The organism is Micromonospora sp. H33 (genome assembly GCF_052068455.1).
GTDB lineage: Bacteria > Actinomycetota > Actinomycetes > Mycobacteriales > Micromonosporaceae > Micromonospora.
In genome coordinates this window covers 618,287-644,680 of the sequence record NZ_JBQHDE010000002.1, presented here as the reverse complement: position 1 = coordinate 644,680, position 26,394 = coordinate 618,287, and the positions used below count along the sequence as shown (strand labels likewise).

The window sequence follows — 26,394 nt, the reverse complement described above, 5'->3', positions numbered from 1 at the left end:
CCGCACCGTGGCACGAGGTTGCGCGAATAGCAAGACGGACGTACGGTTTTGTTGAGCATCCGACGCGCGGGTAAGTGTCGCCTAAGCGCGGCAGCCTCCCGGCCGGTGCGACAGACTGCTCAGGACTACTCACAGTCGCTGGTGTGAAGGAGTACGACGTGGCGAGCCTCGACACCTTCGGTGCGAAGACCCAGCTACGCGTCGGAGACGCGAGCTACGAGATTTTCAAGATCAGCAAGGTGGAGGGCCACGAACGGCTCCCCTACAGCCTGAAGATCCTCCTGGAGAACCTGCTCCGGACCGAGGACGGCGCGAACATCACCGCCGACCACATCCGGCAGCTCGGCGCGTGGGACGCCACCGCGGACCCGAGCGTGGAGATCCAGTTCACCCCGGCGCGGGTGCTCATGCAGGACTTCACCGGCGTACCGTGCGTGGTCGACCTGGCCACCATGCGGGAGGCGGTCCGCGACCTGGGCGGCGACCCCAGCAAGGTGAACCCGCTCGCCCCGGCCGAGCTGGTCATCGACCACTCGGTCATCGCCGACCTGTTCGGCCGTGAGGACGCGTTCGAGCGCAACGTCGAGCTGGAGTACGAGCGCAACAAGGAGCGCTACCAGTTCCTGCGCTGGGGCCAGACCGCGTTCAACGAGTTCAAGGTCGTCCCGCCGGGCACCGGCATCGTGCACCAGGTCAACATCGAGTACCTGGCCCGTACGATCATGGAGCGCAACGGCCAGGCGTACCCGGACACCGTGGTCGGCACCGACTCGCACACCACGATGGTCAACGGCCTGGGCGTGCTCGGCTGGGGTGTCGGCGGCATCGAGGCCGAGGCCGCCATGCTGGGCCAGCCGGTCAGCATGCTCATCCCGCGGGTCGTCGGCTTCAAGCTCTCCGGCGAGATGCCGGCCGGCACCACCGCCACCGACCTGGTCCTCACGATCACCGAGATGCTGCGCAAGCACGGCGTGGTCGGCAAGTTCGTCGAGTTCTACGGCCCCGGCGTGAGCGCGGTGCCGCTGGCCAACCGGGCCACCATCGGCAACATGTCCCCGGAGTACGGCTCGACCGTCGCGATCTTCCCGATCGACGCCGAGACCGTCCGCTACCTGGAGCTGACCGGCCGGGACCCGCAGCAGGTCGCGCTCGTCGAGGCGTACGCCAAGGAGCAGGGCCTCTGGCACGACCCGAACGCCGAGCCGGAGTACTCGGAGCGGCTGGAGCTCGACCTCAGCACCATCGAGCCGTCCCTCGCCGGCCCCAAGCGCCCGCAGGACCGGGTGCCGCTGGGCAGCGCCAAGACCCTGTTCCGCGCGGCGCTGACCGACTACGTGGCCGCCGACGAGACCGGCGGCGACCGGACCCGCAAGCCGGGCGTGCCGCAGCTGGAGAAGCCGTTCGGGGTGACCGGTCACGCCGACGAGGCCAGCGCCGAGTCCTTCCCGGCCAGCGACTCCCCGGCCAACGAGATCAACGACCCGGCCGACGCCCCGCGTGACCTGGAGACCGCCGCGGTGGGCTCCGGCGGCCGCGTCACCAACCCGATCCGGGTCACCGGCGCCGACGGCACCGAGTTCGAGCTGGACCACGGCGCGGTGGTGATCGCCGCCATCACCTCCTGCACCAACACCTCCAACCCGCAGGTGATGATCGGTGCCGCGCTGCTGGCCCGCAACGCGGTGGAGAAGGGCCTGTCCCGCAAGCCGTGGGTGAAGACCACCCTCGCGCCGGGCTCGAAGGTCGTCATGGACTACTACGAGCGGGCCGGCCTCACGCCGTACCTGGAGAAGCTCAGCTTCCACCTGGTCGGCTACGGCTGCACCACCTGCATCGGCAACTCCGGCCCGCTGCCGGAGGAGATCTCCGCCGCGGTCAACGAGAACGACCTCGCGGTCGTCTCGGTACTCTCCGGCAACCGGAACTTCGAGGGCCGGATCAACCCGGACGTCAAGATGAACTACCTGGCGTCCCCGCCGCTGGTCGTCGCGTACGCGCTCGCCGGCACGATGGACATCGACCTGGCCAACGAGCCGATCGGCGAGGACAGCCAGGGCAACCCGGTGTTCCTGCGCGACATCTGGCCGAACACCGCCGAGATCCAGGACGTCATCGCCTCCGCGATCGGCGCCACCGGGTTCAGCTCGGCGTACGCCGACGTGTTCGCCGGCGACGAGCGGTGGCAGTCGCTGCCGACCCCGACCGGTGACACCTTCGCGTGGGAGGGCGAGTCGACGTACGTCCGCAAGCCCCCGTACTTCGAGGGCATGCGGCGCCTGCCGGCGCCTGTTTCCGATATCGGTCCAGCGCGGGTGCTGGCCAAGCTGGGCGACTCGGTGACCACCGACCACATCTCCCCGGCCGGCTCGATCAAGGTCGACTCCCCCGCCGGCACGTACCTCGCCGAGCACGGCGTGCCGCGCCACGAGTTCAACTCGTACGGCTCCCGCCGGGGCAACCACGAGGTGATGATCCGGGGCACGTTCGCCAACATCCGGCTGCGCAACCAGCTGGTGCCCGGCGTCGAGGGCGGCTTCACGGTCAACCACCTGACCGGCGAGCAGACGACCATCTACGACGCCTCGGTGGCGTACCAGGAGGCGGGCATCCCGCTGGTCGTCCTGGCCGGCAAGGAGTACGGTTCCGGCTCGTCCCGGGACTGGGCGGCCAAGGGCACGATGCTGCTGGGCGTCAAGGCCGTCATCGCCGAGTCGTACGAGCGGATCCACCGCTCGAACCTGATCGGCATGGGTGTCCTCCCGCTGCAGTTCCCGGCCGGCGAGACCGCCGAGTCGCTGGGCCTCACCGGCACCGAGACCTTCTCGATCGCCGGGGTGACCGCGCTGAACGACGGCGAGACCCCGCGGACCGTCAAGGTCACCACCGACACCGGCGTCGAGTTCGACGCGGTCGTCCGCATCGACACCCCGGGCGAGGCGGACTACTACCGGCACGGCGGCATCCTGCAGTACGTGCTGCGCCGCATGATCGCCAGCTGACCCACCACGCGAACAGGGCCCCTTCCCACCTCGGGAAGGGGCCCTGTCCCGTACCGGAGTGGCCTCCGGCAGAGGATCTCAGTCGGCGTCGCCGCGGGCTTCCAGGGTCTTCATGGCGTGCTCCATCAGGGTGATGAGCACCTCCTTGGCCGACTCCCGCTCCCGGGCGTCGCAGAGCAGCACGGGCACGCCCGAGTCGAGGTTGAGCGCCGCCTGCACCTCGTCGAGCCGGTACTGGCGGGCCCCCTCGAAGCAGTTCACCGCCACCACGAACGGCGTGCCCCGCCCCTCGAAGTAGTCGATCGAGGGGAAGCAGTTGGCGAGCCGCCGGGTGTCCGCCAACACCACCGCGCCGAGCGCACCGAGCGCCAGCTCGTCCCAGACGAACCAGAAGCGGTCCTGGCCGGGGGTGCCGAACAGGTAGAGCACCAGGTCGTCGCTGAGTGTGATGCGACCGAAGTCCATCGCCACGGTGGTGGTGGTCTTGCTCTCCACACCGGACAGATCGTCGATGCCCACCCCGGTCTCGGTCAGCACCTCCTCGGTGCGCAGCGGGCGGGTTTCGCTGACCGCGCCGACCAGGGTGGTCTTGCCGACGCCGAAACCGCCCGCGATCAGGATCTTGATCGCGGTGGGCAGGGGCGGCGCACCCGCCGGCCGCTCAGAGGGCCCGAAGTCCATTGATAACCGCCTCGAAAACGCTGTTGTCGGGAAGGCCGGCCGTCGTCCGCGGCTCGCGTACCTGCACGAGTTCACGGGCCATCAGGTCGCCGAGCAGGACGCGGACAGTGCCCACCGGCAGGTCCAGGTGGGCGGCGATCTCCGCGACGGACTGCACCCGCTGGCAGAGACCCACGATCGCCACGTGCTCGGGACCGAGGCCGATCTCCGGCGTGACGGCCGCCCGGGTGGCGCTCACCAGGGAGATCAGGTCGAACGTGCCGGCGACCGGGCGAGCCCGCCCCCGCGTCACCGCGTACGGCCGCACCACCGGCCCGGCATGGTCGTCGACCCATTGGTGCTCCGCGGACTCCCCCTGCACCGTCATCGCGGCTACTTCCCGGTGGCCGGCTGCTCGGTGCGTGACGGCGACGCGACGTACCTGCCGACACGGGTGACCAGCATCGCCATCTCGTACGCGATCAACCCCACGTCCGCGTCCTCGCTGGCCAGGACCGCGAGGCAGGCGTTGCGGCCGGCCGCCGTGACGAACAGGAACGACGACTGCATCTCGATGATCGTCTGCTGCACCTGGCCGCCGCCGAACCGTTTGCCGGCGCCCCGGGCGAGGCTCTGGATGCCGGCGGCCATCGCCGCCAGGTGCTCGGCGTCGTCCCGGCTCAGCCCTCGGGAGGACGCCATCAGCAGGCCGTCCGTCGACAATGCGACCGCGTGCTCGGCCTGCTTCACCCGGCCGACCAGATCGTCCAGCAACCACGTGAGATCGGCCGTCGAAGCCGTCTTCTGCGTCACTCGTCGTCCTCTTCTCCCCCGGCTCTTCTCGCCGGCTCGTCTTCGACTTGGCTGTCACGCCGGGGGGCGCGTCTCCACGCCTCGCCCAACGGTGCCGGTCAGGTCGCCTGCTGGTCTCCCGGGTCCGGGTCCGCGTCCGGCGGGTCGTCCGCACCGAGTAGCCGGGCCGCGTCCGTGCGGCCCCGGCGGGTCCCGGTCTGGTACGAGCTCATCATCCGGCGCACCTGCTCCGGCGGGCGCACCGTATCGGTGGGGTCGGCGTCGTCCGGCTCGTCACGCAGCTCGGGCGCGATGCTGGCCTGCCGGACGCGCACCGGCAGCCCGGATTCCGTGTACGTCGGGTCCGGCTGGGCGTCCGGCGTCGGCGCGGTCGTCCGGTGCGGCTCCGTCGGCGACTCGGCCGCGCCGTTCGGCCCGGCGGACGACTCCACCGCCGGGGTGGACGAGGTCTGCGCCGGCGACGCGGCGGTCGGCGACGGCGATCCGGCCGCACCGCCGTCGCCGTCGGGGCGGGTCCCGATGGTGAGCGGCAGCCCGGTCGGGACCGTCGGTCCGTCGAGCGCACCGCTGCGGTTGCCCGAGCGGGTCGGCAGCCCCTCGGCGGTCGCCTCGGCGAGGGCCCGTCCCCGGGACCGCACCGGGAGGGACCCGTCGGTGGGCTCGTCGGCGTCGGGCGCCGGCCGGGGTCGGGGCGGGGCGGGCTGCTCGGCCAGCGCGACGGGCGCCGCTGCGGCGGGTCGCTCCTCGATCGCCCCGGCGGCCGGCAGGGCCGGTACGCCCACCGTGCCCGCCGTGCCGGCCAGGAAACCGCCAGAGGTGCTGGGGTCCTCGTCGGCGGTCACCAGCTCGGCCGGGATCAGCACGACCGCGGTCGTGCCGCCGTACGCGGACTCCTTGAGCTGCACCCGGACGCCGTGCCGATCGGTCAGCCGGCTCACGACGTACAGGCCGAGCCGCGAGGCGTTGGCCAGGTTCAGCTCGGAGCGGTCGACGATGCGCTGGTTGGCGGCGGCGAGATCCTCCTCGGTCATCCCGAGGCCGCGGTCCTCGATCTCGAGGACGAACCCGTTGGCGACCACCTGCCCGCGCACCTCGACGATGGTGTGCGGCGGCGAGAAGGACAGGCCGTTCTCGATCAGCTCGGCGAGGAGGTGGATGACGTCACCCACCGCCCGACCCGCCAGGGAGACCGCGCCGAGCGGCAGCACGGTGACGCGGGTGTAGTCCTCCACCTCGGCGACCGCGCCGCGGACGACGTCGACCATCGGCACGTTGCGCCGCCAGGCCCGGCCGGGGGTCGCGCCGGAGAGCACGATGAGGTTCTCCGCGTTGCGCCGCATCCGGGTGGCGAGGTGGTCCACCCGGAACAGGTCCTCCAGCTCCTCGGCGTCCTGCTCGCGCCGCTCCATCGCGTCGAGGAGCGTGAGCTGGCGGTGGACCAGCGCCTGCGTACGCCGGGCCAGGCTGAGGAACACCTCGCGCACGTTGCGGCGCAGCTCGGCCTGCTCGACCGCGGTCCGGATCGCGGTCTCCTGGACGGTGTTGAACGCCGCGCCCACCTGGCCGATCTCGTCGTCGCCGAACTCCAGCGGCGGCGCCTCGGCGGCGACGTCCACGTCCTCGCCGCGGCCGAGCCGCTCGACCACGCCCGGCAACCGCTCGTGGGCCAGGCGGAACGCCGCCTCGCGCAGCCGCTCCAGCTGCGCCAGCAGAGCCCGCGCGGTGGTGATCGACACGACGATGGAGGCGATGACGGCGAGCAGCCCGAGACCCGTGGCGAGCACCAGCCTGACGATGACGCCGATCGCCACCGGGGTGGCCCGGGAGACCACGTCCTCACCGCCGGCGAGCACGACGTCGCGTACCTGTTGCAGTGCCGGCTGGGTGGCACTCTGCCACGCCTCGGCGGTCACCGGCGGACGCGCTTCCGGATTACGGGAGCGGGTGACCCGGTCCTCGAGGTCGGTCAGCCGTTGGTAAGCCTCGCTCTGGACCATCTGCTCGTAGCGGGCACGGTCCGCAGCGGGCAGCTCGGCGGTGGTGCGGCGGGCGGTGAACCGCTGCGCCCCGACGAGCTGAGTGAACTGTGCCTGCTCGGCGGCGGTCAGCCGGCCAGCGGCCAGGGCGCCGGCGAGGAGCGCGTCCTCCTGGGCCAGCAGTTCCCGGGCTCGGTTGAGACTGATCAGCGCGGCCGTGTCCGCGGCGACCTGCCGGTCGTCGAGGCTGCCGATCGACTCGTAGATCTTGAAGATGGACTCGATGATGTCCCCGTACTGGCCCATGACGGTGACCCGGTCGGCGTTGCGGTCGTCGACGGTCGACCTGATCGCCGGCAGGCGGTCGAGGCTGGCGACCAGTTCGTCGAGACGCTGCTCCGCCTCGGCGTCGGTGACGAGCCTGACCTGCCAGTCGTCCAGCGACGACTTCAGCTCGCCTACCAGGCGGTCAGCGCGCTCCCGCCCGGCCTCCAGCTCCTGCTTCTGCCCGGCTTCCGGCCGTCCGAGATAGACCAGGGACATCCGCCGTTCGGACTGCAGCTCGATGAGCACCGGGTCGACGGGTTCGAACACGCCGGTGTTGCGCATCTGAACGCCCAGCAGATTGAATCCGTCGCGGACGGTCACCCACGCCGCGAAGGACCAGAGCGCGACCAGCGACGCGAGCAGGGCGATGACTTTGGTACGGAGATTGGTACTGCGGGAACCCATCACACCGTCCTGGCCGGATGTTCGTTGACCGCCGGAGCGCGGCTGGCCCTTACCCGGCGGGAACGCTAGCAGTGTCGGAAAGTTCACTCAAGCAGCCCTGATCACGCCGGTTCGCCGTGTGCCGGCAGGGTTCGTCCGGTCGCTCCGCCGGTCGGCTCGGCGAGCCGGCGCGTCGCCAGCACCTCGGCCCGGACGATGACATCCGGCCGGTAAAGATCCTTGTCGTGCCAGAGTGGCGGCGCGCCGTCGAGACCGTCCATCTCGGACAGCCACTGGTGGCCGCGCCGCCGAACCGGCGCCGCCTCCGGCACGAACCGACCGGCGGCGTGCAGGGTCTGCAGCGCGTACGCCGTCTCCTCCACGCTGCCCGCCCACCTGCCCCATGAGCCGTCCGCTCGCTGCGACGAGAGCACCCAGCGGGCGGCTCGCCGGACGGCCGTCGCCGTGGGTACGCCCCGGCCGTGCGCGACCAGGGCGAGCACCACGCAGTTCGTGGCGTAGTAGGGCGAGGAGTGCCACCGGTCCGCCCACATCCCCTCCGGCCGCTGCTGCCCGCACAGCCAGTCGGTCAGCCGTCGCACCACAGCGGCCAACGGCTCGTCGGGATCGGCGCGCTTCGACAGCTGCAAGCCCAGCGCGTCGAGCACGTGGGCGTTCGTGGTGACCGAGGCGCCGTCCTCGCCCTGCCAGGTGCAGAAGTGCTCGCCGGTGTCGTACGGCCACAGGCAGGACGGGTCGGCGGCCTGGCCGAACCGTCCGAGCGCGTACAGGGTCATGGCGGTGGTGTCGGCGTCCGCCGGTAGCCCCGGTCCCGTCGCCGTCCCGTTCGGGCCCAGGACCCCGGCCAGTTCGACGAGCACGCTCGGCGGCGGGGACACCCGCACGCGGGCCCGGGCCAGTGCGCTGAGCACCCAGGACCGCTCGAAGACGGTGATCGGGACAGCGGGCGGTACCGGACCACCGTGGCGTCGAGACTCCTCCACCAGGAATCGGAGCGCGGCTTCCGCCTGCCCGCCTCCGCCCGGAACACCAAGCCAGGCAGCGGTCGCTGCCGGAGACGCCCCGACGCACCCCGGGCCGACCGGGACCACCCCCGGGGCCCGGCGAGCCACCCTCCCACCGACCTCGAGGGCGTGCAGCACCTTGTCCGGGACCCGCTGCCCCGATCGGAGCCGGTCCCGGATCCGCTCCAGTCGGTCCCGGCTCAGTCCCACCGGCAGCGGCAACGGGGGACGGCCCGCCGGGACGCTCGGCCCCGACGGGGCCGGCCCGTCCGCTCTCAGCTGCTCGTTGATCTCCTCGATCAGCGCCGGCACGATGAGGTCGACCGCCGGGGTGTCCGGCAACGTCGCGGGACGAAGGGCAACGAGGCGGTCGTGGAGCACGTCCAGGCCTCTGCGCACCGCGGCCGTGAGCCGGGACTCGTCGACCTCGCCCGCCATCCGCCGCCCCCGGAGGACCGTGAGCAGGGCTCCGGTGGCACTCAGGGTCGGCACGAATGCGTACGCGTCACGCCCGCCCCAGGTTCCGTCGGCATGCTGGCCGTCCAACAACCAGGCGACCCGGTCGGCGTGGTGGATCAGCCAGGGCGCGAGAGCGACGAGCCGGGCCGTCTCGTACACCGACGGGGACGAATGTCCTACCGGTGTCCGGGTCATCGCCGCGACGATCTCGTGGGCCACGTGTTCCAGGTCGACCGGCTGCCCGGCACGGTCGGCGGACTGCGGCTGTCCGGCCCGGACAGCCGCGGCGGAGTCAATGCTCATCGGAGGCCCAGAAGTCGGTGGAGCCGTAGAAAGCGCTGCTGTAGCCCAGCTGCCGGGCCAGGTACTCGACCGCCCGAGGACAGCTCGGCTCGAGCTCCGCGAGCAGTGCCCGGCACCGGCTTGTCCCGCTCTGGATCCGCTGCTCCACCTCGGTCCGGTCGTCGACCAGCAACAAGCTGTTCAGGTCACCCCATGCCAGGTCGCGGCGGTAGGTGGAGAGGTCGTTGACCAGCCGCAACACCCGCTGCACCTCGTCGCTGGCCTCGACCAGCTCGGTGATGCGTTGATGGACCTGGCGGTCGCCCGTGTGGGCCAGGTGGGTGACGTTGACGAAGGTGCTCGCGAGGTTGTCGGCGTTGTCCAGGTACTCCTGCAGGCTGGGTGAGGACCCGCCGGCCCGGCGGGCCGTCTTCCACTCCCATTCCCGCTGCATCGCCGACAACACCCGCTCGAGCGCGGTCCGCCACAGCGGGAGCAGCTCGCGGCCGGGTCCGCCGGCCAGGTCGTCGCGAATCTCCGAGAGGAGACGAGACATGTCGTCGTCCGGCTCAGCCGGACCACCGGCCGCGACCGTGAGGTAGCGGGCAGCCGCGTCCTCGATCTCCTCGCGGCCCTGGGCAGCATGGTCGATCTGCCAGTCGAGCGCGAACGCCCACAACACGGCGCGGCTGGCGACCCGCAGATCGGCGGGTGAACACCAGGGCGAGGTGAAGGCCATGATCAGTGCGATGTTGGCGTACAGCGCGGGCTCGAAGGCGCGCGCGGAGAACAGCCCGGGGTACGCCGCGGCCCGGTCGAGCAGGTCGCGGTGACCGTGCGCGGCGAGGGCGGAGATCCGACCGTGCTCGGTGGAGACGGCGAGGTGCTCCGCCACCTTCTGCCGTACGGGCGACAGGGCGGCCGTCATACCGCGGCCGATCGGGCGGCGACCAACGTCAGCTTCACCCGCTCCTGCGGCCGCAGCGCCGCGGCCAGCCGCAGACCCGGCACACCGCGGCTGCGCATCCGGAACCGGTACCGACTGAGCATCGTGGCCACGATGAGCTGCGCCTCCAGATAGAACAGGTGCATTCCCAGACACTGGTGGGGGCCGCCGCCGAAGGGGAAGTGCGCGTAGCGGTGCCGCGCGCGGACGCGCTCCGGCCGGAACCGCTCCGGGTCGAACTCGTCGGGCCGGTCCCAGAACGCGGACATCCGCTGGGTGATGAGCGGGCTGGCCACCACGGTGGCGCCGGCCTCCACCCGGACCCCGTCGATCACGTCGTCGGCCACCGCCCGGCGCGGGATGAGCCACCCGATCGGGTAGAGCCGGAGCAGTTCGTCGAGGACCATCCGGGTGTACGGGAGCCGGTCCAGGTGTTCGCGGGCGACCGGCCCCCGGCCCACCACCCGCTCGATCTCCTCGTACAGCCGGTCGGCGACGTCGGGGTGCTGGTCGAGGTGCGGCCAGAGCCAGGTGAGCACGTTGATCGTGGTCTCGGTGGTGGCCGCGAACATCGCGACGGTGTCGTTGCGTACCTGCCGCTCGTCCAGTTGCCGGCCGTCGTCGGTCCGCGCCCGCCACAGCGTCGAGATGATGTCGTCGCCACCGCCGTCGGCCCGCGAGGCCCGGACGATCGGTACGAGGACCTCGTCGACGATCCGCACCGCCCGGCGGAACCGACGGTCGCCGGGCATCGGCAGCGAGAGCGGGGCGAACGGCACGACGATCCGCGGGATGACGGCCGTGGCGATCACGTCCTGCGCCGCGATGACCCGCATGGCGTCGGGGACCGAGATCCGGTCGGCGAAGAGGACCCGCATGATGGCCCGGGACACGATCCGGGCCTGCTCGACTCCGATGTCGACGGTACGGCCGTCCGGCGACGGCGTGCCGAGCTCGTCGACGGCCTCGGCGATCGTCTCGGCCATCCCGTCGACCATGGCGCCGACACGCTTGGCCGTGAACAGCGGCTGGAGGGTCCGCCGGCTGGCGGACCAGATCTGCCCCTCACCGAGGATGCCCTCGCCGAAGAGCCGCTTGACCGGCCGCCAGAACAGCCCGTCGCCGGCCCGATCGTAGTTGTCCGCCCGCTCGCGCAGGACGTGCTGCACGTGCCGGGGATGGGTGACCAGGTACGGGCGGAAGGTGCCCAGGTTCAGCCGGAGGATGTCACCGCCACCGCGCTCGCCGACGTCGATCAACGCGCGGGCCGGATCCCGTACCACGGCCGGCAGGATCTGGCGCAGGGGTACGGACCTCGTGCGGTTCACCGGTCTGGAGGGGACTGGCATCCAGCGCCCCTTTCCCATCAGCGGTCAGTGACCGTCCCGACATTCAGCGTGACGATTCGCTGAGCATGCCATCAGTCAGGCCCGGATATCCAGCGACCGTGAGGAAATTATCGCGTACAACAAATTGCGGGTGTCCACACTCGACGCCGTGGTTCTTGCGGCTGCGGCACTTGACGTGCGACGGGACCTCCGGTTGCGGCGGTCCCCCGCGTACCCCGCCAGCCACCGCACGGCCGGCGCCCACCCGCCGGGCCGGGCCCGCCCGGGCGGCGGATCGCACGTCCGGGGTACGACGGCGCGCCCGTCCCGTCCGACGACGGCGAATCCGGGCGCGCACCGCCGCCCTGTGCCAGGCTCATGGTCATGGACGACAAGACCATCCTGAAGCGGATCTCCGAGCTGGTCGACGAGGAGCACCGGCTCCGCGCCGACGCCCAGGCCAACGAGGCGGGCACCGACGAGGAGGCCCGCACCCGCCTGCGTGAGCTGGAGGAGTCGCTGGACCAGTGCTGGGACATGCTGCGCCGGCGGCGCGCCGCCCGGTCGACCCACGGTGATCCCGACGCGCAGGGCGTACGCCCGGTGCCGGAGGTCGAGCGCTACCTCCAGTGAGAGGCTGTCGGGAAACCCCGGGGCGGGGTTCCCCGACAGCCTCGGAGACCGTCGCGACGGTCCGGGCCGCCCACGAGGGCGGTGCCGGACCGTCGCGCGGTCCCGGACGGGCTCACCGGTGGCCCGGGACGGTCCCGGTCAGCGCAGACCCGCCTCCCGCAGCAGCAGCTCGGTCAGGGCCGTCGGGTCGGCCTGCGCCGCCGGCAGCCCGCGCGCGGCGAACCAGGCGGCGACCACCTGGACGTCCCGGGCCAGGAACTCCGGGCCCTGCGGGTTGGCGACCAGGTCGACCACCTGCGGCAGGTCGATGAGCACCAGGCGCCCCGCGTGCACCAGCAGGTTGTACGGCGACAGGTCGCCGTGGGCGTGTCCGGCGCGGGCGAGCACGACCAGGGCGTCGACGAGCTGCCGCCACAGGTCGCGCAGCTCCTCGTCCTCCGGTCGCAGTTGGGCCAGCCGCGGGGCGGCGCGCCCGCCGTCGGCGTCGCCGAGGAACTCCAGCATCAGCTCGGTGCCGCGCAGCTGAACCGGGTACGGCACGGCGATCGTGCCGTACCGGGAGCCGATCTCCCAGAGCCGGCTCAGCGCGGCGAACTCGGCCGCCGCCCACTGCCCGGCGATCATCTGGCGGCCGAACGAGGTGCGACCGGTCATCGCCCGCATCTCCCGGGACCGGCGGACCCGGCGCCCCTCCAGATAGCCGGCATCCCGGTGGAACAGCCGGTGGTTGGCGTCCCGGTACCGCTTGACCGCCAGCAGGCAGGACCGGTCGGTGCCGGGCACCGCCCGGCGAACCAGGTGGACGTCGGCCTCCTTGCCGGTCTTCAGCACGCCCAGGTCGGTGTCCTTGGCGGCCAGTTCGGTGACCAGCCAGTCCGGGTGCGGTTCGGGGCCGTGGACCGCGTCGTCCCAGGACGACCAGGTATCCCCCGTCTCCGGGTCCGGCTCGGCGTCGGGGTCGGTGAGCAGCGGCTCGGCGGGCCGGCCGCGCTTCAGGAAGTGTGGTTCGTCGTCGTCGAAGCGGCGCTTGCCGCGGGTACGGCGCTCCGGCGCCGGAAGGTCGTGATCGCGCACTGCGGTGAGAGTCCCTTGGTCGAGGTTGCTGGAGGCAGGTGGAAGCGACCTGCGAAGACGGCCATGACCGACCCCCTCTCCTCGACCGGGCGTCCACGCCCGGGTGCACGATGCGGCACCATGCTGCCGACCGGCGACCGCCGGGAGCAACCGATTTACGCGCCGAGAACCGTGGCGACAGCGGCGATCAGGCCGTCGACGGTGTAGGTCGGGGCGAACCGACCGTCGGTCCAGGTACGGCCGCGGTGCAGCCAGACGCTCGGCAGGCCGATGGCGGCCGCGCCGCCGATGTCCGCCTCCGGGCCGTCGCCGATCACCCAGGCCCCCCGCAACGGCATCCGGACCCGCTGGGCGGCCAGCGCGAAGATCCTCGGGTTCGGCTTGCTCACGCCGGCTTCCTCGGAGATGACCCAGTCTGCGACGTACCGGTCCAGCCCGGTCCGCCGGATCTTGGCGTCCTGCTGGCGTACCGCACCGTTGCTCACCACCACGGGCACCCAGCCGGCCTCGTCGGCGATCCGCAGCGTGCAGGCCACGAGCGGGTCCAGGCGGGTGTACGCCACCACCCCGTCGTGCAGTTCCTCCACCAGGTCGATGGACGGGATCCGCAGCGCGTACCGGTCACGGATGGCGTCGGCGATGTCCCAGCGGTCGGTGAGCCCGTCCGCGTCGATGGAGAGCAGCCAGTCGATGTCGGCGGCCGGCGCACCGATGCTGGCCAGGAACCGCTCACCCCAGGCGCGGAACGGGCCCTCCCGGTCGAGCAGCGTGTTGTCCAGATCGAGCAGGAGCAGCGGCACTCGGGAACCCTACGGGACCGACCTGTCCCACCGACAGGGCCGAGCGACCCGTCGCCGTCCGTCAGGCCGTCAACGACGAACGGGTGAGCCCCTGATCGGGAAGCCGGTCGAGGAGCATGGCGTGGGCGGCCCGGGTGCGGGCCAGCGCGTCGGGGTCCAGCGTGGCGACCAGCACCGCCTCCCCGGTGTCCGCGCCGCGGGCGAGCGGGCGGCCCTCCGGGTCGTAGATGGCGGCGCCGCCGTTGAACCGCCACGGGTCGGCGCCACCGACGGCGTTGGCGAACACCACGTACATGGTGTTGTCCAGGGCACGCGCGGCGTAGTAGAGGTCGCGGCGGTGCGCGGAGCCGGCCAGGTAGCCGCTCGGGCACAGGTAGGCGTGCGCCCCGTCCGCCGCGGCCGCCCGGCCGTGCTCGGGGAAGCAGCCGTCGTAGCAGATGCCGAGGCCGAGCCGCCAGTCGTCGACGAGCAGGGTGGCGCCCCGGTCACCGGGATCGAACAGTTCCCGCTCGCCGCTCCAGAGCTGCTGCTTGTCGTACCCGACGCGGATCTCCCCGGCCCGGTCGACCACCAGGGCGGAGATGGTCCGCCGGCCGTCGGGCTGCCGGACGGCCGCGCCGATCACGACGACCGCGCCGCCGTCGCGCGCGGCGTCGCGCAGCGGCTCCAGGCGGGGGTCGGCGACGCGCCGCGCGGCGTCGGCCGTGACGTCGGTGCCGGCCGGGTCCGCGGCGAGGGTCGGCGGGTGGTACGCGGGCAGGAACAGCTCCGGCAGGACGACCACCCGCGCCCCCTCACCGGCTGCCCGGCGCACGAGGGCCGCGGCGCCGGCCGCGTTTCCGGGCACGTCTCCCGGTACGGGCTGGGACTGCACCGCCGCGACGGTCAACGGCGCGGTGGGAAGGGCGGTGGTGGGTGGCGTCACGCGCGGATCCTAACCGCCGGGCCGCCGGGCGGAGCAGCCACAAGCCGTACGTACGGTTTGCGTGACGCGGGGTGACCTGACACGATCGACCCGTGCCCAGAGTAAGTCAGGACCAGCTCGACGCGCGCAGGCAGGAGATCCTCGCCGCGGCGCGGGCCTGTTTCGCCCGGCACGGGTACGAGGGCGCGACCGTGCGCCGCCTCGAGGAGGCCACCGGGCTGTCCCGAGGTGCGATCTTCCACCACTTCCGCGACAAGGACTCGCTGTTCCTCGCCGTCGCCGAGGACGACGCGGCCACGATGGTCGAGACGGTCGCCCGCAACGGCCTGGTCCAGGTGATGCGCGACCTGCTGGCCCGGGCGGTCTCGCCGGACACGACCGGCTGGCTGGGCAGCCAGCTGGAGGTGTCCCGCCGGCTGCGGACCGATCCGGCGTTCGCCAAGCGGTGGGCGGAGCGGTCCGCGGCCATCGCCGAGGCGACCCGCGACCGCCTGGTACGGCAGCGGGAGGCGGGCGTCCTACGCGACGACGTGCCGATCGACGTGCTGGCGCAGTTCCTCGAGCTGGCGTACGACGGCCTGGTCCTGCACCTGGCGATGGGCCGGCCGGCCGGTGACCTCGGCCCGGTGCTCGACCTCGTGGAGGAGGCGGTCCGCCGCCCCTGACCAGCGGGCGACGACCGCCCCGGGGCGGCAGGTTGCGGTCCGGTAACTGCACCCGCACCCGCGGCCGGCGCTGGCGGGCCTGCTCCACAATGGGGCCGCGATCCCCTCCGCGACAGGAGCAGCACATGACCGTCCTCGCGGCCCCCGGCGACACCTGGGGCATCCCCGGTCCGCTCTTCCTCCGGCTCTACCTGCTGGCGGCCGCCGTGCTCGTCATCGGTCTGCTGGTCCAGCGGGTCCGTGGTCTCGCCGGCCCCACCGTCAGCGACGTCGGCGACCTCGGCCCGCAGCAGGTCGCCTACCTCAACGGCGGCGAGCAACTGGCGATCTGGACCTCGCTCGGCGGGCTGCGCGGCAGTGGGGCGATCGGGGTGGGGCCGGACCGACGGCTCACCGTCGGCGGTCCCCCGCCGGCCGGGATCACCCCGCTGGACCAGGCGATCCACGCCGCCGCCGGCCGGCACACCCACACTCGCGACCTGCGCCGGGACGAATGGGTGCGGCAGGCGCTCGATCAGCTTCGCGCCGGCCTGCAGCAACGCGGGCTGGCACTGGACCCGGAACGCCGCAACGCCCTGCGCCGTGGCTCCCTGCTGCTCTTCGCCCTGGTGCTGCTCGGCGTGTTCCGGATCTTCGAGGGCCTCAACAACGAGCGTCCGGTGGGCTGGCTCGTCCTGAGCCTGATTCCGTTGCTCATCGCGACCGTCCTGCTCTACCGGGTGCCGTGGCGGACCCGCGCGGCCGACCGGGCCCTGCGCGAGTTGCGCCGGCGGCACACCTATCTGGCACCCGCGTCCGCCCCGGCGTACGCCACCTACGGCGCCGCCGGCGCTGCCATGGGGGTCGCCCTCTTCGGCACGGCGTCCCTCTGGGCCATGGATCCGGGCTTCGCCGAGCAGGCCGAGATCCAGCGGCAGGCCCTCAGCGGTGGCGGCTCGTCCGGAGGTGGGGGCTGCGGCGGCGGCGACAGCGGAGGCGGCAGCTCCTGCGGTGGCGGGGGCGGCTGCGGCGGTGGCGGCGGGTGCGGCGGATGACCGGGCCGGCCGGGGTGGGCATCGGCTGGCGGCCGGAGATCGCCGGTTTCGTCGCCGAGCTGCCCGGGCTGCGCTTCGTCGAGGTCATCGCGGAGTCGGTGCCCGCCACCGGCCCGCTCCCGGACGGGCTCGCCGCCCTGCGCGAGCGGGGCGTCACCGTCGTACCCCACGGGGTGCGGCTCTCCCTCGGCGGCGCGGAGCCGGTCGACCCGGCGCGGGTGGCCCACCTGGCCGCGGTCGCCGACCTGACCGGCGCGCCGCTGGTCAGCGAACACATCGCGTTCGTCCGTGCCGGCGGCCTGGAGGCGGGACACCTGCTGCCGCTGCCGCGCAGTCGGGAGGCGGTCGCGGCGGTCTGCGCGAACGTCGCCCGCGCCCAGGCCGAGCTGCCGGTGCCGATCGCGCTGGAACCGATCGCGGCCCTCTTCGACTGGCCCGACGACGAGCTGGACGAGGCCGCGTTCCTCACCGAGATCCTGGAGCGCACCGGCGCCCTGCTCCTGCTCGACGTGGCCAACGTGTACGCCAACGCCCGCAACCGGGGCACCGACCCGCTCGCCCTGCTGGCCCGGCTCCCGCTGGAGCGGATCGCGTACGCGCACGTGGCCGGCGGGGCGGAGCACGGCGGCTTCTACCACGACACCCACACCGACCCGGTGCCGCGCCCGGTGCTGGACCTGGTGGGCGAGCTGTGCGCCCGGCGGCGGCCGCCGGCGCTGCTGCTGGAGCGGGACGGGCACTACCCGCCGGCCGACGTGCTCCGCACCGAACTGGACGCCCTCGCCGCCGCGTCGGGCTTCCCGGCGGTCACGTGATCAGCGACGACCAGGGGCGGTCGACGGCACAGCCCGCTGGCGGTGGGACGTCCACACACGCCCTCGCCGCCCGGCAGGCCGCGCTCGTCGCCGCCCTGGTGGCCGGGGCGCCGGTGCCAGCCGGGTTCGCGGCGGCGCCGCTGGCCGCCGCCCGTACCGCGCTGCTGCGCAAGCGGGCCGGCGAGGTGGCCCGGCACTGGCCGCTGCTCGCCGCGGGGCTTGGCCCCCGCTGGCCCGAGGTCTTCCTGCACTGGGCCGCCGGCCGGCCAGGAGCGGGTTCCCTGCGCGACGGCTGGGACTTCGCCCGCGACCTGCGCCGAGCGGGCACGCTGCCGCCGCTGGGCGCCGAGGAGCTGGCCGCCCGGGAGGCGGGCCACCGCTACGACGGGCAGGGCACGCCACGACCGCGCCGGTTCCCGGCCTGGGGTCGCGCCGGCGGCGCCGTCGCGGTCCAGCTCGCCGGTCGCGTACGCCTGCTGCGCCCCGCCCGCCGCTGACCCGACGGGCCCCGGCCTGCGGTCCCGGTCGGGCTTCGATGCCGGTCGGCGCGTCGATCCAGTCACGACATCAGGTCCAGAGGAGGGCGCACCGCGCCCGGCTTCCCGCCCGACGGATGCGGCAGGATCGACGGCATGGATCTCGGACTGACCGACCGCGTGTACGTGCTGACCGGCGCCTCCCGGGGACTCGGCTACGCCACCGCCGAGTGCCTGGTCGCCGACGGGGCCCGCGTGGTCCTCTCCGCCCGGGACGCCGACGCGGTCGAGGCCGCCGCCCGGCGCCTCGGCGGCCCGGGGCACGCCGTCGGCGTGGCCGCTGACCTGGCCGACCCGGACACGCCGGAACGACTGGTGGCGGCGGCCCTCGACACGTACGGGCGGCTCGACGGTGCGCTGGTCTCGGTCGGCGGTCCGCCGCTCGGCAGCGCGGCCTCGGTGACCGACGAGCAGTGGCGCCGGTCCTTCGAGACGGTGTTCCTCGGGACGGTCCGGACGGTGCGGACCGTCGCCGGCGCGCTGACCGGCGGCGGGGCCATCGGGCTGGTCCTGTCCACCTCCGCCCGGAGTCCGCTGTCCGGCCTGGGGATCTCCAACGGACTGCGCCCCGGCCTCGCCGGCGTCGCCAAGGACGTCGCCGACGAGTACGGGCCCCGGGGCGTCCGGGTGGTGGCGCTGCTGCCGGGACGGATCATGACCGACCGGAACGTGCAGCTCTTCGCCGCGACGGGCGACCCCGAGCGGGCGCGCGCCGCCGCCGAGGCGGACATCCCGCTGCGCCGGCTGGGCGACCCGGCCGAGTTCGGTCGGGTGGCGGCGTTCGTGCTCTCCCCCGCCGCGAGCTACCTGACCGGGATCACGCTGCCGGTCGACGGCGGCGCGCTGCGGGGCCTGTGATGGCCCGCCACGCGCGGCCGACGCGCGAGGAACTGGCGGCCGCGGCCGACCGTACCCTCGCCGACGTCATCGCGCCCGGGCTGGACGTGCTGTTCGTCGGGATCAACCCCGGCCTGTGGTCCGCCGCGACCGGGTGGCATTTCGCCCGGCCAGGCAACCGGTTCTGGCCGGCGCTGCACCGGGGCGGGTTCACGCCCCGGCAGCTGCACCCCAGTGAGCAGGACGAGTTGCCCGGCTACGGGTTGGGCATCACCAACATGGTGGCGCGGGCCAGCGCCCGGGCCGACGAGCTGACCCCGGCGGAACTCGTCACCGGTGCGGAGATCCTGGCCGGCAAGGTCGCCCGCTACCGGCCGCGGTGGGTGGCGGTGGTCGGGGTGACCGCGTACCGCATCGGGTTCGCGCGGCCGAAGGCAGCCTTCGGCCCGCAGCCGGAGCCGCTGGCCGGCGCCCGGCTCTGGGTGCTGCCCAACCCGAGCGGCCTAAACGCGCACTTCACGCCGGAGTCGCTCGGGGCCGCGTTCGGCGAGCTGCGGGCCGCCGTCGCGGCCGGCTGAGGGCCGCTCGGCGCGGTCAGTTGGCGGCGGCGGGCGGCATTGCCTCGTCGGCGATGTACGAGCGCATCGGCACCGCCACCGGCTCCGGCCCGGTCGCGTCCTGGTACGGCGCCGGGGAGTCGGCGACGGCGAACTGCGTCCGGTACAGCTCGGCGTAGAGCCCGCCGACCGCGACCAGTTCCTCGTGCCGGCCCCGTTCGACGATGCGCCCCTGATCGAGCACCAGGATCTGGTCGGCGTCCCGGACGGTGGAGAGCCGGTGCGCGATGACCAGCGCGGTCCGCCCGGTCAGCGCGACCGACAGCGCCCGCTGCACTGCCGCCTCGCTCTCCGAGTCGAGGTGGGCGGTGGCCTCGTCGAGGATGACGATCGACGGTGCCTTGAGCAGGAGCCGCGCGATCGCGATGCGCTGCTTCTCGCCGCCGGAGAAGCGGTAGCCGCGCTCGCCGACGACGGTGTCGAGGCCGTCCGGCAGGGCGCGCACCAGGTCGGCGACCTGCGCACCGGCCAGGGCCGCCCACAGCTCGTCGTCGGTGGCGTCGGGCTTGGCGTAGCGCAGGTTCTCCGCGATGGTCTCGTGGAACAGGTGCGAATCCTGCGTGACGACACCGATCTCGTCGCGCAGCGAGTCGAGGGTGGCGTCCCGGACGTCCACGCCGCCGACCAGCACCTGGCCGTCGGTCACGTCGTAGATCCGGGAGATCAGCATGGACAGGGTCGACTTGCCGGCGCCGGAGGGGCCGACCAGAGCGACCATCTGCCCCGGCTCGACGGTGAACGAGACGCCCTTGAGCACCGGCTCGGTGACCGTGCGGTCGAGGGTGGCGACGTCCTCCAGGGAGGCCAGCGAGATCTCGGCCGCGCTGGGGTAGCGGAAGCGCACGTCCCGGAACTCGACCCGGCCGTTGCGCCGCGGGACCGGCACGGCGCCCGGCTTCTCCGTGATGCCCGGGTGGAGGTCGAGCACCTCGAAGACCCGGTCGAAGGAGACGAGCGCGCTCATCACGTCGACCCGGACGTTGGACAGGGCGGTGAGCGGACCGTAGAGGCGGGTGAGCAGCAGCGCGAGCGTCACGACGGTGCCGGCGCTGACGCTGCCGGTGACCGCGAGCCAGCCGCCGAGCCCGTAGGTGAGTGCCTGCGCGAGCGACGCCACCAGCAGCATGGCCACGAAGAAGGTCCGCGAGTACATCGCGGACTGGATGCCGATGTCGCGCACCCGCTCGGCCCGGTCGGCGAACCGGCCCGCCTCGACGTCGGGCCGGCCGAAGAGCTTGACCAGCAGCGCACCGGCGACGCCGAACCGCTCGGTCATCGTCGCGTTCATCTTGGCGTCCAGGTTGTACGCCTCGCGGGTGATGTCGGCGAGACGCCGGCCGACCCGGCGCGCCGGGATGATGAAGATCGGCAGCAGCACGAGCGACAGCGCGGTGATCTGCCAGGAGAGGGTGAACATCACCGCGGCGGTGAGCACCAGCTGGATGACGTTGCTGACCACGCCGGACAGCGTCGAGGTGAAGGCCCGCTGCGCGCCGAGCACGTCGTTGTTGAGCCGGCTGACCAGCGCGCCGGTCTGCGTACGGGTGAAGAACTGCAGCGGCATCCGCTGGACGTGGTCGTAGACCCGGGTGCGCAGGTCGAGGATGATCCCCTCGCCGATGCGGGCCGAATACCACCTCTGGACGAGGGAGAGCAGCGCGTCGGCGACGGCCAGCGCGGCGATGAACAGCGCCAGCCGGACCACTATGCCGCCGGCGTCGGAGCCGCCCCGGTTGATCGTGTTGATGACGTCACCGGCGAGCACCGGAGTGGCGACGCCGATCATCGCGGCCAGCACCACGGTGACCAGGAAGACGACGATGTCGCGCCGGTACGGCCGCGCGAACGCCACGATCCGCCGGGCGACGCCCCGCTGGAGCCGGTGGGTGGAGATCTCGTCCCGGTTGCGCATCGACCGGAGCATGCTCCACCCGCCCATGCCGCCGCCGGACATCGGATTGGACACGCTCACCTCCGGGTCGTCGGGTCGACCGCACCGTCTGAAGTCAATTCTCCCGACGCCTCTGACAACCTCGGACGTAACCCGGATCTTCCCGAACGGTCCTTACTATTCTCCCCGTCCGGCGAGGTCGCGCAGCCGGCGGGTCTGTGCCTCCCGCTCCGCCCGCCGCTGGTCGGCGTGCGACCGACCGGCGGCACCGGCGAGCAGCGCCTTGATCTCCACGACCGCGTCCCGGTTGCTGGCGAGCAGGCCGGCGGTCAGGTCGCGGACGGCGCCGTCCAGCTCGGCGGTCGGCACCACCACGGTGGCCAGGCCGATCCGGTCGGCCTCGGCGGCGTCCATCCGCCGGCCGGTGGCGCAGATCTCCAGGGCGCGCGAATATCCCACGAGCTCGACCAGGCGCTTGGTGCCGGCGAGGTCCGGGACCAGGCCGAGCGTCACCTCGGCCATGGAGAGCTTCGCGTTCTCGGCGAGCACGCGCAGGTCACAGGCGAGCGCCAGCTGGAAGCCGGCGCCGATCGCGTGCCCCTGGACGGCCGCCACCGAGATCAGGTCGGGTCGGTGCAGCCAGGTGAAGCCGGCCTGGAACTCGGCGATGCGGTCCGCGCACTCCTGCTCGGGCAGGGTGGACAGCTCGGCGAACGAGCCCGGCCCGGTCGCACCGGCCACCGACAGGTCGAGGCCGGCGGAGAACGCCCGGCCCTCGCCGCGCACGACCACGACGCGTACGTCGCCGGGCAGGTCCCGGGAGAAGTCGCTCATCGCGCGCCACATCGCCGGGGTCTGGGCGTTGAGCACGTCGGGCCGACACAACGTGACCGTGGCGATCGGTCCGTCGCATTCCAGCCGGACCCCGGACGCCTCGGCGGTCACCGGGCGGCCCGGGGCGCGGCGCTGATGGACGACGCTGCTGGGCGGGTCACGCCTTCTTGCGACGCCGGGCGCCGCCGCGCTGGCGCAGCTGCACCCCGGACTCGGTGAGCACCCGGTGGATGAACCCGTAGGAACGGCCGGTCGAGGCCGCGAGCGCGCGGATGCTCTCCCCCGAGGTGTACCGCTTTACCAGGTCCTTGGCGAGCGTCTGACGCTCGGCTCCGACGATCCGGCGACCCTTCTCAGTGCTGGTGGCTGTGCCAGTGGCTGCCATGCTGTGTCCTCACGTCCCAGACTGTGCGGTTCGGATACGGTCCCACCTATTAGACCGCCTCGAACGATCATGCGCCAGATATCAACTATTCGCCAACCGACACGCTTAGCAATGTCAGCTTCCCGATAGAGTGATCCCGCCGACCCGTGCCGCCGTACCGGCCGGACGTGCCGGCACCGGTCCGTCGGGCGGCGGAAAGCGCCAGCCGCGCTACCCTCCGCGGCGTGATCGATCTTCTCGGCAGCGCGGCTGGCGCGACGCTCGTCTTCGCCGCAACCGACGTCGACGACATCGTCATCCTGACGCTGTTCTTCGTCGCCGCCCGCACCACCGGGCGGCCTCGCCCCGGGCAGATCGTCGCCGGACAGTACCTCGGCATCGGGGCGCTCGTCCTGGTCAGCGCGGTGGTGGCGGCCGGGCTGCTCGTGGTGCCCGACCCCTGGACCGGCCTGCTCGGGCTGCTGCCCGTCGCGCTGGGCGTCCGGGCGCTGCTGGACCGGGACGACGACGAGGCGCCCGCCGTGGTGGGCGGGACGCTCGGCGTGGCCGGCGTGACGATCGCCAACGGCGCCGACAACGTGGCGGTCTACGTACCGGTGTTCCGGGCGCTGGGCCCCGCCGACAGCGCGATCTTCCTGCTGGTCTTCGTGGTGCTCATCGCCGTGTGGTGCGCCGCCGGGGCCTGGCTGGGCGGCCACCCCCGGGTGATCCGGCTGGTCGAGCGCGCCGGCCGTTGGCTCGTCCCGGCGGTCCTCGTCGCCATCGGCGTGGTCATCCTGGCCACCTCCGGCGTCGTCGGCCACCTGCTCGACCTGGCCGGCTGACCCGCCCGCCGGGCCGGGCGGCGCGCGGTCAGGCCAGCTCGACCAGTTCGAGGAGGTCGTCACTCCATGCGTCCTCGTCGCCGTCGGGCAGCAGGATCGCGCGGTCCGGCTTCAGCGCGGTCACCGCGCCGGCGTCGTGCGTGACCAGCACGATCGCCCCCGGGTAACGGGCGATGGCGTCGAGCACCTGCTCACGGCTGACCGGGTCGAGGTTGTTCGTCGGCTCGTCCAGCAGCAGCACGTTCGCGCCGGAGCAGACCAGGGTGGCCAGCGCCAGCCGGGTCTTCTCGCCGCCGGAGAGCACCCCGGCCGGCTTGTCCACGTCCTCGCCGGAGAACAGGAACGCGCCGAGGATCTTGCGCAGGTCCGTGTCGCTCTGCTCCGACGCGGCGCTGCGCATGTGCTCGAGGATGGTCCGCTCCACGTCCAGGGTCTCGTGCTCCTGGGCGTAGTAGCCCAGCCGCAGCCCGTGCCCCGGCCGCACCTCGCCGGTGTCCGGCTCCAACAGGCCGCCGAGGATCCGCAGCAGCGTGGTCTTGCCGGCGCCGTTGAGGCCGAGGATCGCCACCCGGGAACCCCGGTCCACCGCCACGTCGACGTCGGTGAAGATCTCCAGCGACCCGTACGACTTGGACAGGCCGCTCGCGGTGAGCGGCGTCCGACCGCACGGCGCGGGGGTCGGGAAGCGCACCTTCGCCACCTTGTCGGCGACGCGGACCTCGTCCAGGCCGGACAGCAGCCGCTCGGCGCGGCGGGCCATGTTCTGCGCGGCGACCGTCTTGGTGGCCTTGGCCCGCATCTTGTCGGCCTGCGCCATCAGGGCGCCGGCCTTCTTCTCGGCGTTGGCCCGCTCGCGGCGGCGGCGCCGCTCGTCGGTCTCCCGCGCCTCCAGGTACGCCTTCCAGCCCAGGTTGTAGACGTCCACCACGGACCGGGTCGCGTCGAGGAACCAGACCTTGTTGACCACGGCCTCCAGCAGCGAGGCGTCGTGGGAGATCACGATGAGGCCGCCCTTGTGGTTGGCGAGGAACCCGCGCAGCCAGGTGATCGAGTCGGCGTCCAGGTGGTTGGTCGGCTCGTCGAGCAGCAGGATGCCCCCGCCGTTCTCGCCCGCGTCCCGGAACAGGATCCGCGCCAGCTCGATGCGGCGGCGCTGACCGCCGGAGAGGGTGCCGATGGTCTGCGCGAGGGCCCGGTCGGGCAGGCCGAGGTTGGCGCAGATGCGGGCGGCCTCCGCCTCGGCCGCGTACCCGCCGAGGGAGGCGAACTGGTCCTCCAGCGCGCCGTAGCGGCGGACCAGCTTCTCGTCGTCGGCCCCCTCGGCGAGCTTCGCCTCCAGCTCCGTCATCTGGGCCATCAGCACGTCCAGCCCGCGGGCGGAGAGCACCCGGTCCCGACCGGTGACCTCCAGGTCGCCGGTGCGCGGATCCTGCGGCAGGTAGCCGATGTTGCTGCGCCGGTCGATCTGGCCGGCGTACGGCTGGCCCTCGCCGGCGAGGACCTTCAGCGTGGTGGTCTTGCCGGCGCCGTTGCGGCCGACCAGGCCGATCCGGTCGCCGGGCTGCACCCGCAGCGTGGTGTCGGACAGCAGGATCCGGGCGCCGGCGCGGAGCTCCAGGCCGGTGGCAGTGATCATGTCGGAGGACTCGCTCTCGGGGTCTGGAAGGGCTGACTCAGGGCACGCGAGAGCGCCGGCGGGCGGGAGGCCCGTCGGCGCGGGGCGGTTCAGCCTTCGCAGAGCAGCACGCGGCAAGTGTACCGGGCGCCGCCGGATGGCCCCGCCGGATTACCGGCCAAGATCATCGGGTACGGAACCGGACGTCCGGACCCGGTCCGGTACCGCAACCACCACACGGAATCAGACGGTGATCGGGGTAGACATGGAGCTGAACGAGAAGACGCGGATCGACACCAGTCAGGTGGACGACCGGCGGGGGTCCGGAGGCGGCGGTGGCATCGGCGGGATCCCCATCCCGATCGGGGGCGGGCGGGGCGGCATCGTCGGCATCATCATCGCGGTCCTGGTCGCCCTCGTCGGGGGCGGCTTGGGCCTGAACGCGGCCACCAACGGCGGCGGCGAGCAGGGCGACAACACCTCCCTGGAGCAGAAGTGCTCCGCGGACGACGCCCTCCAGCAGCTGGACTGCCGCAACGCCCTGTACGTCAACTCCATCCAGGCGTACTGGCGGACCGCCCTGCCGCAGGCGTTCGGCGAGCAGTACCGCGCCACCGACACCGTCTTCTTCAGCCAGGCCGTCAACACCGCGTGCGGGCAGGCCGACTCCGGGGTGGGCCCGTTCTACTGCCCCGCCGACTCGCAGGTGTACATCGACCTGACCTTCTACCGGGTGCTGGCCGAGCAGCTGGGCGCGGAGGGCGAGTTCGCCCAGCCGTACGTGCTGGCCCACGAGTACGGCCACCACGTGCAGAACCTGCTCGGCACCAACGAGCAGGTCCGCCGCCAGCAGCAGCGCGACCCGGACAACGCCAACGCGCTGTCGGTGAAGCTGGAGCTCCAGGCCGACTGCTACGCCGGAGCGTGGGCGAAGAACGCCACCGGCACCGCCGACGAGAGCGGGCAGAAGATCTTCAAGAGCATCAGCGAGCAGGACATCGCCCAGGCCATCGACACCGCGGAGAAGATCGGCGACGACGCCATCTCCGAGCGGGCGAACCGGCCGGTGAACCCGGACGAGTTCACCCACGGCTCGTCCGCGCAGCGCCGCGAGTGGTTCACCCGCGGCTACGAGACCGGCGACCCGAAGTCCTGTGACACCTTCAGCGGCAGCCGCTGACCGGCGACCGCCCGCGGAAGGACCGCGGCGACCACCCGACGCCGGGGTCCTTCCGCGTGCACGGGTCGGCGCGCGAGCCCGGGCGGGGCGGCGTCATGGTCGGGTCATCCGAGCCGCGACACCTGGTAGTGGCTGATGAACCAGGTGTCGCCGATCCGGCGCACGATCACGCCGAGGTGGACGGCCACGACCGGCCGGTCGGTGAAGGCGAAGTCGACACTCAGGTAGCCGAGGACGAGGTCGTCCGCGAGGCGCCGGGTCTCGCGGATGTCGTACGTGGCGGTCATGCCGATGGGCTGGGCGGCGTAGTACCCGGCGACGCCGTCACGACCGACCGTGTACGGGTGCAGGCCCTGGAAGATCGCGTCCTCGGTGAAGTACGACGCGACCCGATCGGGGTCGTGGGCGTCGACGGCGGACCTCCACCGGTCGAGGACGGTCCGCAGAATCTGAACCTCGGTGCTGCTGCTGGTCATGGTGGTCTCTCCTGTTCCGCGGTCCGGGGCGGACGGCGCCGGTCACCGGGCGCA

General features: G+C 72.9%; 25 protein-coding genes. 10 read left to right on the top strand and 15 right to left on the bottom strand.

The features are described 5' to 3' along the window. Positions 1-143 precede the first annotated feature (143 nt). Positions 144-2,999: an aconitate hydratase gene (locus ACTMS0_RS08545; protein ID WP_441154553.1), complete on the top strand. Its 2,856-nt coding sequence runs from the start codon at positions 144-146 to the stop codon at positions 2,997-2,999. 78 nt (positions 3,000-3,077) lie between these two features. On the opposite strand, the gene ACTMS0_RS08540 is transcribed toward ACTMS0_RS08545, so the two are convergent. From ACTMS0_RS08540 to ACTMS0_RS08510, 7 genes are all read right to left on the bottom strand, one after another. Then, complete coding sequence (locus ACTMS0_RS08540; RefSeq protein ID WP_441154552.1) at positions 3,078-3,680, bottom strand: GTP-binding protein; 603 nt, start codon at positions 3,678-3,680, stop codon at positions 3,078-3,080. Then, positions 3,661-4,047, bottom strand: coding sequence for a DUF742 domain-containing protein (locus tag ACTMS0_RS08535; protein WP_441154551.1), 387 nt, complete (start codon positions 4,045-4,047; stop codon positions 3,661-3,663). Before ACTMS0_RS08535 ends, ACTMS0_RS08540 begins: the two co-directional genes overlap by 20 nt. Before the next feature lie 5 nt (positions 4,048-4,052). After that, positions 4,053-4,472, bottom strand: a complete 420-nt coding sequence (locus tag ACTMS0_RS08530; RefSeq protein WP_441154550.1) for a roadblock/LC7 domain-containing protein — start codon at positions 4,470-4,472, stop codon at positions 4,053-4,055. Positions 4,473-4,570: 98 nt separating this feature from the next. Next, positions 4,571-7,180, bottom strand: coding sequence for a nitrate- and nitrite sensing domain-containing protein (locus ACTMS0_RS08525; RefSeq protein WP_441154549.1), 2,610 nt, complete (start codon positions 7,178-7,180; stop codon positions 4,571-4,573). Positions 7,181-7,281: 101 nt separating this feature from the next. Further along, complete coding sequence (locus ACTMS0_RS08520; RefSeq protein ID WP_441154548.1) at positions 7,282-8,946, bottom strand: prenyltransferase; 1,665 nt, start codon at positions 8,944-8,946, stop codon at positions 7,282-7,284. Next, positions 8,936-9,853 carry a terpene synthase family protein gene (locus tag ACTMS0_RS08515; protein WP_441154547.1) on the bottom strand — a complete coding sequence of 306 codons (918 nt, stop codon included), beginning with the start codon at positions 9,851-9,853 and terminating at the stop codon, positions 8,936-8,938. The genes ACTMS0_RS08520 and ACTMS0_RS08515 overlap by 11 nt, the downstream gene beginning before the upstream one ends. Beyond that, on the bottom strand, positions 9,850-11,220 hold the full coding sequence (locus ACTMS0_RS08510; RefSeq protein WP_441154546.1) for a cytochrome P450: 1,371 nt from the start codon (positions 11,218-11,220) through the stop codon (positions 9,850-9,852). The genes ACTMS0_RS08515 and ACTMS0_RS08510 overlap by 4 nt, the downstream gene beginning before the upstream one ends. A 357-nt stretch (positions 11,221-11,577) precedes the next feature. On the opposite strand from ACTMS0_RS08510, the gene ACTMS0_RS08505 reads away from it, so the two are divergent. After that, a complete protein-coding gene (locus tag ACTMS0_RS08505; protein ID WP_441154545.1) occupies positions 11,578-11,832 on the top strand; it encodes a DUF2630 family protein in 255 nt (84 codons plus the stop codon). A 138-nt stretch (positions 11,833-11,970) separates the two neighbouring features. On the opposite strand, the gene ACTMS0_RS08500 is transcribed toward ACTMS0_RS08505, so the two are convergent. The 3 genes from ACTMS0_RS08500 to ACTMS0_RS08490 all read right to left on the bottom strand — a co-directional run bounded on the left by ACTMS0_RS08500 (position 11,971) and on the right by ACTMS0_RS08490 (position 14,631). Further along, positions 11,971-12,906: a serine protein kinase RIO gene (locus ACTMS0_RS08500; RefSeq protein WP_441154544.1), complete on the bottom strand. Its 936-nt coding sequence runs from the start codon at positions 12,904-12,906 to the stop codon at positions 11,971-11,973. A 155-nt stretch (positions 12,907-13,061) separates the two neighbouring features. After that, a complete protein-coding gene (locus ACTMS0_RS08495) occupies positions 13,062-13,706 on the bottom strand; it encodes an HAD family hydrolase (protein ID WP_441154543.1) in 645 nt (214 codons plus the stop codon). 61 nt (positions 13,707-13,767) lie between these two features. Beyond that, entirely contained in the window at positions 13,768-14,631 is an 864-nt protein-coding gene (locus ACTMS0_RS08490; protein WP_441154542.1) for a carbon-nitrogen hydrolase family protein, read from the bottom strand. Positions 14,632-14,723: 92 nt separating this feature from the next. On the opposite strand from ACTMS0_RS08490, the gene ACTMS0_RS08485 reads away from it, so the two are divergent. From ACTMS0_RS08485 to mug, 6 genes are all read left to right on the top strand, one after another. Next, positions 14,724-15,296, top strand: coding sequence for a TetR/AcrR family transcriptional regulator (locus ACTMS0_RS08485; protein ID WP_441154541.1), 573 nt, complete (start codon positions 14,724-14,726; stop codon positions 15,294-15,296). Positions 15,297-15,421: 125 nt separating this feature from the next. Continuing rightward, positions 15,422-16,330 (top strand): TIGR04222 domain-containing membrane protein, encoded by a 909-nt coding sequence (locus tag ACTMS0_RS08480; RefSeq protein ID WP_441154540.1) that lies wholly within the window; start codon positions 15,422-15,424, stop codon positions 16,328-16,330. Then, on the top strand, positions 16,327-17,145 hold the full coding sequence (locus ACTMS0_RS08475; RefSeq protein ID WP_441154539.1) for a DUF692 domain-containing protein: 819 nt from the start codon (positions 16,327-16,329) through the stop codon (positions 17,143-17,145). The genes ACTMS0_RS08480 and ACTMS0_RS08475 overlap by 4 nt, the downstream gene beginning before the upstream one ends. 95 nt (positions 17,146-17,240) lie before the next feature. Continuing rightward, complete coding sequence (locus tag ACTMS0_RS08470) at positions 17,241-17,642, top strand: hypothetical protein (protein ID WP_441154696.1); 402 nt, start codon at positions 17,241-17,243, stop codon at positions 17,640-17,642. 135 nt (positions 17,643-17,777) lie between these two features. Beyond that, complete coding sequence (locus ACTMS0_RS08465) at positions 17,778-18,539, top strand: SDR family oxidoreductase (RefSeq protein WP_441154538.1); 762 nt, start codon at positions 17,778-17,780, stop codon at positions 18,537-18,539. Continuing rightward, a complete protein-coding gene (gene mug / locus ACTMS0_RS08460) occupies positions 18,539-19,096 on the top strand; it encodes a G/U mismatch-specific DNA glycosylase (RefSeq protein ID WP_441154537.1) in 558 nt (185 codons plus the stop codon). The genes ACTMS0_RS08465 and mug overlap by 1 nt, the downstream gene beginning before the upstream one ends. Before the next feature lie 16 nt (positions 19,097-19,112). On the opposite strand, the gene ACTMS0_RS08455 is transcribed toward mug, so the two are convergent. From ACTMS0_RS08455 to ACTMS0_RS08445, 3 genes are all read right to left on the bottom strand, one after another. Beyond that, positions 19,113-21,089 (bottom strand): ABC transporter ATP-binding protein, encoded by a 1,977-nt coding sequence (locus ACTMS0_RS08455; RefSeq protein ID WP_441154695.1) that lies wholly within the window; start codon positions 21,087-21,089, stop codon positions 19,113-19,115. A 114-nt stretch (positions 21,090-21,203) separates the two neighbouring features. Continuing rightward, on the bottom strand, positions 21,204-21,971 hold the full coding sequence (locus tag ACTMS0_RS08450; protein ID WP_441154536.1) for an enoyl-CoA hydratase/isomerase family protein: 768 nt from the start codon (positions 21,969-21,971) through the stop codon (positions 21,204-21,206). A 46-nt stretch (positions 21,972-22,017) separates the two neighbouring features. After that, positions 22,018-22,245 carry a helix-turn-helix domain-containing protein gene (locus ACTMS0_RS08445; protein WP_007462679.1) on the bottom strand — a complete coding sequence of 76 codons (228 nt, stop codon included), beginning with the start codon at positions 22,243-22,245 and terminating at the stop codon, positions 22,018-22,020. Between the two features lie 224 nt (positions 22,246-22,469). On the opposite strand from ACTMS0_RS08445, the gene ACTMS0_RS08440 reads away from it, so the two are divergent. Further along, positions 22,470-23,069 carry a cadmium resistance transporter gene (locus tag ACTMS0_RS08440; protein ID WP_441154535.1) on the top strand — a complete coding sequence of 200 codons (600 nt, stop codon included), beginning with the start codon at positions 22,470-22,472 and terminating at the stop codon, positions 23,067-23,069. A gap of 28 nt (positions 23,070-23,097) precedes the next feature. Here ACTMS0_RS08440 and ACTMS0_RS08435 read toward each other — a convergent pair whose 3' ends face one another. Then, positions 23,098-24,705 carry an ABC-F family ATP-binding cassette domain-containing protein gene (locus ACTMS0_RS08435; RefSeq protein WP_441154534.1) on the bottom strand — a complete coding sequence of 536 codons (1,608 nt, stop codon included), beginning with the start codon at positions 24,703-24,705 and terminating at the stop codon, positions 23,098-23,100. A gap of 244 nt (positions 24,706-24,949) precedes the next feature. On the opposite strand from ACTMS0_RS08435, the gene ypfJ reads away from it, so the two are divergent. Next, positions 24,950-25,864 (top strand): KPN_02809 family neutral zinc metallopeptidase, encoded by a 915-nt coding sequence (gene ypfJ / locus ACTMS0_RS08430; protein ID WP_441154694.1) that lies wholly within the window; start codon positions 24,950-24,952, stop codon positions 25,862-25,864. Between the two features lie 104 nt (positions 25,865-25,968). On the opposite strand, the gene ACTMS0_RS08425 is transcribed toward ypfJ, so the two are convergent. Further along, entirely contained in the window at positions 25,969-26,340 is a 372-nt protein-coding gene (locus ACTMS0_RS08425) for a YybH family protein (RefSeq protein ID WP_441154533.1), read from the bottom strand. Between the last annotated feature and the right edge of the window lie 54 nt (positions 26,341-26,394).

Coding starts and splice junctions, on each gene's coding strand:
- ACTMS0_RS08540 (WP_441154552.1), bottom strand. CDS start 3,680: ATGGACTTCGGGCCCTCTGAGCGGCCGGCGGGTGCGCCGCCCCTGCCC.
- ACTMS0_RS08535 (WP_441154551.1), bottom strand. CDS start 4,047: ATGACGGTGCAGGGGGAGTCCGCGGAGCACCAATGGGTCGACGACCAT.
- ACTMS0_RS08425 (WP_441154533.1), bottom strand. CDS start 26,340: ATGACCAGCAGCAGCACCGAGGTTCAGATTCTGCGGACCGTCCTCGAC.
- ACTMS0_RS08435 (WP_441154534.1), bottom strand. CDS start 24,705: ATGATCACTGCCACCGGCCTGGAGCTCCGCGCCGGCGCCCGGATCCTG.
- ACTMS0_RS08505 (WP_441154545.1), top strand. CDS start 11,578: ATGGTCATGGACGACAAGACCATCCTGAAGCGGATCTCCGAGCTGGTC.
- ACTMS0_RS08525 (WP_441154549.1), bottom strand. CDS start 7,180: ATGGGTTCCCGCAGTACCAATCTCCGTACCAAAGTCATCGCCCTGCTC.
- ACTMS0_RS08465 (WP_441154538.1), top strand. CDS start 17,778: ATGGATCTCGGACTGACCGACCGCGTGTACGTGCTGACCGGCGCCTCC.
- ACTMS0_RS08445 (WP_007462679.1), bottom strand. CDS start 22,245: ATGGCAGCCACTGGCACAGCCACCAGCACTGAGAAGGGTCGCCGGATC.
- ACTMS0_RS08475 (WP_441154539.1), top strand. CDS start 16,327: ATGACCGGGCCGGCCGGGGTGGGCATCGGCTGGCGGCCGGAGATCGCC.
- ACTMS0_RS08455 (WP_441154695.1), bottom strand. CDS start 21,089: ATGTCCGGCGGCGGCATGGGCGGGTGGAGCATGCTCCGGTCGATGCGC.
- ACTMS0_RS08480 (WP_441154540.1), top strand. CDS start 15,422: ATGACCGTCCTCGCGGCCCCCGGCGACACCTGGGGCATCCCCGGTCCG.
- ACTMS0_RS08510 (WP_441154546.1), bottom strand. CDS start 11,220: ATGCCAGTCCCCTCCAGACCGGTGAACCGCACGAGGTCCGTACCCCTG.
- ypfJ (WP_441154694.1), top strand. CDS start 24,950: ATGGAGCTGAACGAGAAGACGCGGATCGACACCAGTCAGGTGGACGAC.
- ACTMS0_RS08515 (WP_441154547.1), bottom strand. CDS start 9,853: ATGACGGCCGCCCTGTCGCCCGTACGGCAGAAGGTGGCGGAGCACCTC.
- ACTMS0_RS08520 (WP_441154548.1), bottom strand. CDS start 8,946: ATGAGCATTGACTCCGCCGCGGCTGTCCGGGCCGGACAGCCGCAGTCC.
- mug (WP_441154537.1), top strand. CDS start 18,539: ATGGCCCGCCACGCGCGGCCGACGCGCGAGGAACTGGCGGCCGCGGCC.